The 5,071-nt window shown below is 73.0% G+C and carries 7 protein-coding genes; 4 read left to right on the top strand and 3 right to left on the bottom strand.

What is annotated here, in order from left to right:
• Positions 1 to 9: 9 nt before the first annotated feature.
• Positions 10 to 711 carry a methyltransferase domain-containing protein gene (locus ACFU6K_RS19580; protein ID WP_380664636.1) on the top strand — a complete coding sequence of 234 codons (702 nt, stop codon included), beginning with the start codon at positions 10 to 12 and terminating at the stop codon, positions 709 to 711.
• Between the two features lie 26 nt (positions 712 to 737).
• Here ACFU6K_RS19580 and ACFU6K_RS19585 read toward each other — a convergent pair whose 3' ends face one another.
• Positions 738 to 1,004 (bottom strand): hypothetical protein, encoded by a 267-nt coding sequence (locus ACFU6K_RS19585; RefSeq protein WP_053111985.1) that lies wholly within the window; start codon positions 1,002 to 1,004, stop codon positions 738 to 740.
• Positions 1,005 to 1,186: 182 nt separating this feature from the next.
• Here ACFU6K_RS19585 and ACFU6K_RS19590 point away from each other — a divergent pair, with 182 nt between their 5' ends.
• On the top strand, positions 1,187 to 2,149 hold the full coding sequence (locus tag ACFU6K_RS19590; protein WP_380664622.1) for a phosphatidylinositol-specific phospholipase C: 963 nt from the start codon (positions 1,187 to 1,189) through the stop codon (positions 2,147 to 2,149).
• A 194-nt stretch (positions 2,150 to 2,343) separates the two neighbouring features.
• Positions 2,344 to 3,576, top strand: coding sequence for an alpha/beta hydrolase family protein (locus tag ACFU6K_RS19595; RefSeq protein WP_380664624.1), 1,233 nt, complete (start codon positions 2,344 to 2,346; stop codon positions 3,574 to 3,576).
• Between the two features lie 65 nt (positions 3,577 to 3,641).
• On the opposite strand, the gene ACFU6K_RS19600 is transcribed toward ACFU6K_RS19595, so the two are convergent.
• Complete coding sequence (locus ACFU6K_RS19600) at positions 3,642 to 3,977, bottom strand: winged helix-turn-helix transcriptional regulator (protein WP_380664626.1); 336 nt, start codon at positions 3,975 to 3,977, stop codon at positions 3,642 to 3,644.
• A gap of 81 nt (positions 3,978 to 4,058) precedes the next feature.
• Between ACFU6K_RS19600 and ACFU6K_RS19605 the strand changes: the two genes are divergently transcribed.
• Positions 4,059 to 4,484, top strand: a complete 426-nt coding sequence (locus ACFU6K_RS19605) for a YybH family protein (RefSeq protein ID WP_380664628.1) — start codon at positions 4,059 to 4,061, stop codon at positions 4,482 to 4,484.
• On the opposite strand, the gene ACFU6K_RS19610 is transcribed toward ACFU6K_RS19605, so the two are convergent.
• Complete coding sequence (locus tag ACFU6K_RS19610; RefSeq protein WP_380664630.1) at positions 4,468 to 5,022, bottom strand: hypothetical protein; 555 nt, start codon at positions 5,020 to 5,022, stop codon at positions 4,468 to 4,470. The genes ACFU6K_RS19605 and ACFU6K_RS19610 overlap by 17 nt on opposite strands.
• Between the last annotated feature and the right edge of the window lie 49 nt (positions 5,023 to 5,071).

The raw sequence follows: 5,071 nt of genomic DNA on the forward strand, positions 1-5,071 counted from the left end.
TTTTGTCTGGTGGGCTGGTTTTTGTTTATAAGACACAGCGTCGGCGCCGGCACCGGCTCGGCGCCCCGGGTACGCGGGGGGGCGGCCCCCCGGGTGGGGGGGGCGGCCGGCCGCACCACGGGAAGCGCGATCGGCGTCGAGCCTCACCCCGGCCTGCGGGCCGTCGCCGAGCGGCGCGCCGCCGAGGCCGGCAGCCCGGCCCGCTTCCTGGACGGCGACGCGCAGGCGCTGCCGCTGCCCGACGGCGAGCTGGACGCGGTCTGGTGCGAGCGCGTCCTCCAGCACCTCACCGACCCGGCGAAGGCCGTCGCCGAGATGGCCCGGGTGCTGCGCCCGGGCGGTCGGGTCGCGCTGCTGGACACCGACTGGTCGACCTTCGTACTGCACCCGGCGGCCCCGGAGGTCCGCACCGCGCTGGCCGCCGTCGTCCAGGGCGCCGCCGCCCACCCGGAGGCCGGGCGCAGCCTCGCGGGCTGGCTGGTCGAGGCCGGGCTCACCGTCGACACCCTCGGCGCCGACGTCCTCCTGCACGACTCCCACACGGTCGGCCGGCCGATCGTCCGCGGTCTCGGCGCGGCGGCCGTCGACCGGGGCCTGCTCACCGGGGAACAGTGCGACCGGCTCTACGCCGACCTCGACGCGGCCGCCGAGCACGGGGCGTTCCACCTGTCGGTGACGATGTTCGCCGCGATCGCCCACCGGCCCCGCTGACCGGCCGCTCGAACGTTCTCCGACCCTCAGAGCCGGTGCAGCGCCGCCTCGCAGAGCCGGCACCGCTGCTGCTCCAGCTCGGGCGGGTACCACGGCTCGCCCGGCCGGGCGGGGCGGTAGTGGGCGTGCTCCATCGGCGCGGTGTCCAGCCCGCAGAGGGTTCGCGCCTGCGGGTCCTCCGGGACGTCCGGGTCCTGACCGGCGGCGTGCACCGCGACCACGCCCGGCCCGACGCCCTCGGGGCCGAGGGCCTGGTCCGGGGCCAGTTCGAAGAGGACGACGATCGCAGCCACGGTCCCACCGTGGCGGGCGGCGGCCGTCCGCGCATTTCGATCTTCACCCCGCTGGGGCCGTCCGGCCCCGGAATTCCAGCGTCGTGAACCTGCCAAAGCAGTGGCCGCGTGCTCCAAGATGACAAGCGCACGCCTCGCACGACCGACCGGACCCGGACCGACTGGACCCAAGGAGCCGCACCATGGGCATCGCACGTCGTGAACTCCTCAGGTGGGGCACGGGCCTCGGCGCCGCCGCCGTCGGAGGCCTCGCCCTCCCGGGCAGCGCCTCGGCCCATTCCTCCGCCGCCGCCTCGACCACCCCGCGCGGACTACCGACCGAGAGCTGGATGAGCCGCCTGAACGGCAGCACCTCCCTCCTGGACCTCACCATCCCCGGCACCCACGACTCCTGCTGCGAGAACCCCGCCTACGGCACCGAGTGGTCGCACACCCAGAACTGGGGCATCCCCCAGCAGTTGACAGAGGGCGTCCGCTTCCTCGACATCCGCTGCAACGGCCTCCAGGGAGCGCCCGACGAACTCGGGATCTACCACTCCGACAACTACCAGCACATCCGACTCCAGGACGTGCTCGACCAGTGCCGCTCCTTCCTCCGCTCGCACCCCGGCGAGACCGTCCTGATGCGCCTGCGCAACGAGCGCGCCGGTGGCCAGGCGCTCGACGACACCGAGTTCATGCGGCGGATCAACCACTACCTCGACGGGCTCGGCTACCGCGACCTGTTCCACTTCTACGGCTGGCCGACCCTCGCCACCGCCCGGGGGAAGGTCGTCCTGATCGCCGACTTCACCAACCCGTGGGGCCTGATCGACTGGTCCAGCGGCGAGAACGGCTACTTCGACACCCAGGACCTCTGGCAGACCGGCGGCACCGACCCCCTGGGGACCAAGGGCCAGCGCATCGTCGCCCAGTTCGACAAGGCCTTCCTCAATCCGGGATACCCGAAGATGTTCGTCAACTTCCTCTCGTACGCGGGTGGTTACTGGCCCAAGACCAGCTCGCAGTCCCTGATGGACCGCACCGTCTACCCGTACCTGAACGCCCGCACCCAGCAGCGCGCCCGGTTCGGCATCGTGCCGATGGACTTCCCGGACTTCCACGTCAACGTGCTGCAGATGCTGATCGACAAGAACGTCGTCTAGGCACGTCGCCCCCTCGGCCTCCTCGCCCACCCGAGGGGGCCGAGTCGTCGCCCCCGGGCCGCCCTTCGCGAGATCCCGCGCACGCCCGTTCCGCATCAGCCCGGGGATGTAAACCCGTGGGCCAATGCCAGGTGACGGATGATCAATCCACAGGCCGATGCCGCCTCCACGCCCCACGTGACAGCGTTCCGCGCATGGACACCACGCCGACCGCCCGCCCCACCGGACCGAGCCGCCGTCGCATGCTCGGTGCCGCCCTCGCAGTGGGCGCCGTCGCGCCGCTGGGCCTCGCCCGCGCCGCCTCGGCCGCCCCCGCCCCCGCCCCCGCCGCCACCGGCACCCCCGGCCGCCTCACCCTGCCCGCGCCCACCGGCCCCTTCCCGGTGGGCATGGTGCCGCTGCACCTGCGCGACGAGTCCCGGCTCGACCCGAACGCCCGGCCCGGAAGGTTCCGCGAGCTGATGGCCACCGTCTGGTACCCGGCCCGGGCCGCGGACGCCGACGCGTACCCGCTCGCCCCCTGGATGACCGACGGCGCCCTGAAGGCCTTCCTCGACGACGCCGACTTCCCCCTCCCCCTCTCGCTCGCCCCGCTCACCGCCGCCCACCAGGGCGCCCCCGTCCACCGGGCCGGCCGGCCGCTCCCCGTCGTCGTCTACTCGCACGGCGCGGGCAGCCACCGCGCCGACCACACCATCGTGGTCCAGGAGTTGGCCAGCCACGGCTTCGCCGTCGTCACCGTCGACCACACCCACGACGGGTTCACCGAGTTCCCCGACGGCACCGTCGTCACCCGGGACGGCGCCGCCCCGGGGCTGGCCCCGAAGGACTACGCCGCCGACCTGCTCTTCCTCCTCGACCGCGTCGTCGACCTCGCCAACGGCCGCAACCCCGACGTCGACGGCCGCCCCCTGCCGGCCGGCCTGCTCGGCAACCTGGACGCCCGGAACATGGGCGCCTTCGGCTGGTCCAAGGGCGGCACCGCCGTCGGCCTCGCCATGGTCGCCGACCAGCGCATCCGCGCCGGTCTCACCCTGGACGGGCGGATGGAGTCGAACCCCGCCATCACCACCGACATCGACCGGCCGTTCATGATGATGACCGCCCGCTACACCCGGGCCACCAGCCCGTTCATCGAGACCTTCTGGGGCCACCTGCGCGGCTGGCGCCTCGACGTCCAGGCCACCGGCGCCATCCACGGCTCGTACGGCGACAACATGACGCTGATCCCGCAGGCGGGCAAGCTGCTCGGCCTGACCGAGCAGCAGATCCAGTCCCAGGTCGGCACCCTCGACCCCGCCCGCGGCGTCCTCGTCCAACAGGCCTACCCGCGCGCCTTCTTCGACCTCCACCTGCGGGGCCGGCACTGCGGCAACCTGCTCGACGGACCGTCGACGGCCTTCCCGGAGGTCGTCTACCACCCGTAGGGCCAGTACGGCGGGCGGCCGCCACGGGGGTACGGCCGCCCGCCCCCATCCCCAGGCCGGAGCTCCTATCCCCCGGCCAGCACCACACCCGTCCGGTACAGCTCCACCAGCAACGGCCGCAGCGCCTCCCCGGCCGGCGTCAGCCGGTACGAGGTCCGCACCGGAAACCCGCGCAGCTGCTCCCGAACCACCAACTCCCGTGTGCCCAGGGCCTGCAGACGCTCCGCGAGCACCTTCGAGCTGATCTCCGGCAGCCGCTCGCGCAACTCCCCGTACGAGGCCGGGCCGTGCATCAGCTCGCGCAGCACCAGCGTCGTCCACCGGCCGGCCACCGCCGCGAGCGCCACCTCCACCGGGCAGTCCGCCTCCGGTCGCGCCGTACGGCCGCGCCCGTCCGGCACCAGTTCCTCGTCCCAGCCCCGCCCACCCCGCCCGTCACTTCCCGTTTGGTGACCCACGCCGGGCCGGTCTTCACTGCTCACATGACTCACCCCACCACCCTCCCCCCGAGCACCGACCCGGCACAACACCCGGCCGCCTTCGCCGCCGCCTTCAACACCGGCCGCCCGGAACTGGTCGCCCAGGTCTACGAGCCCGGCGCGGTCTTCGTCCCCGCCCCCGGCAGCACCGCCACCGGCCCCGGACTCCACCGCGCCAACGCCGAGTTCCTCTCCCTCGGCCTGCCCATCACCGTCCGCCCCCGGCACACCTACGTCGCCGACGACATCGCCCTGCTCATCGTCGACTGGGAGATCACCGGCACCACCCCGGACGGCACCGACATCCACCTCACCGGCACCGCCACCGACGTCGCACGCCGCGACCCGTCCGGCCACTGGCGCTACGTGATCGACAACCCCTTCGGCACGGCCGCGCCTGCCGAACAACAGCTCAACTCTCGTCCCTGACCTTCGGGTTGACCGCGCAGAAGTAGACCCGGCCGGCCTGCCTGTCGAAGTAGAAGCTCCCCGAGTACTGGGTCCGGGTGACCGACTCGTCGAAGGCCCTGCTGTGGAGCCACCTGGTCGGGTCACCCACCTCGGCGGCGATCTCCTTCGGGACACCGCAACCGATGGAGATCTCCTCCCACGTCCCGTTCGCCGTGATCTCCGCCAGCGTCACCGGCTCGACCCGCGCCACCCCTTGCATACTCACGTCGGTCGGCCCGGGAACCCACGTCACGGAGTTCTGCGTCAGCACCCGGCCGACCCACATCGCCGCCGACAGCGAACCCAGCTGCGGGAAACGGCGCTTCAGCGGTTCGACGTCCGTCCGCACCTGCGCCGGAGTCGTGGCGACGGCAGTCGGCCGGCGGTCCGCACCCTGCTCGGCGACTGCCGCCTTCGGACCGGTTCCGCAGCCCGTGGCGAGCGACAACGCGGCGGGAACCGCCATCAGCACCCCGGCCGCAGCACCGCGCCGCCGACTCGCCATCATGCGCTTCATGAGGTCACCTTCCCTTGATCACCTGTGGCCGACTGATGAAGTACCAGTC

Source organism: Kitasatospora sp. NPDC057512 (genome assembly GCF_042802135.1).
Taxonomy (GTDB): Bacteria; Actinomycetota; Actinomycetes; order Streptomycetales; family Streptomycetaceae; genus Kitasatospora.

Bases quoted from the DNA above. Each gene is read 5' to 3' on its own strand.
- ACFU6K_RS19590 (WP_380664622.1), top strand. From the start codon at position 1,187: ATGGGCATCGCACGTCGTGAACTCCTCAGGTGGGGCACGGGCCTCGGC.
- ACFU6K_RS19610 (WP_380664630.1), bottom strand. From the start codon at position 5,022: ATGAAGCGCATGATGGCGAGTCGGCGGCGCGGTGCTGCGGCCGGGGTG.
- ACFU6K_RS19595 (WP_380664624.1), top strand. From the start codon at position 2,344: ATGGACACCACGCCGACCGCCCGCCCCACCGGACCGAGCCGCCGTCGC.
- ACFU6K_RS19605 (WP_380664628.1), top strand. From the start codon at position 4,059: ATGACTCACCCCACCACCCTCCCCCCGAGCACCGACCCGGCACAACAC.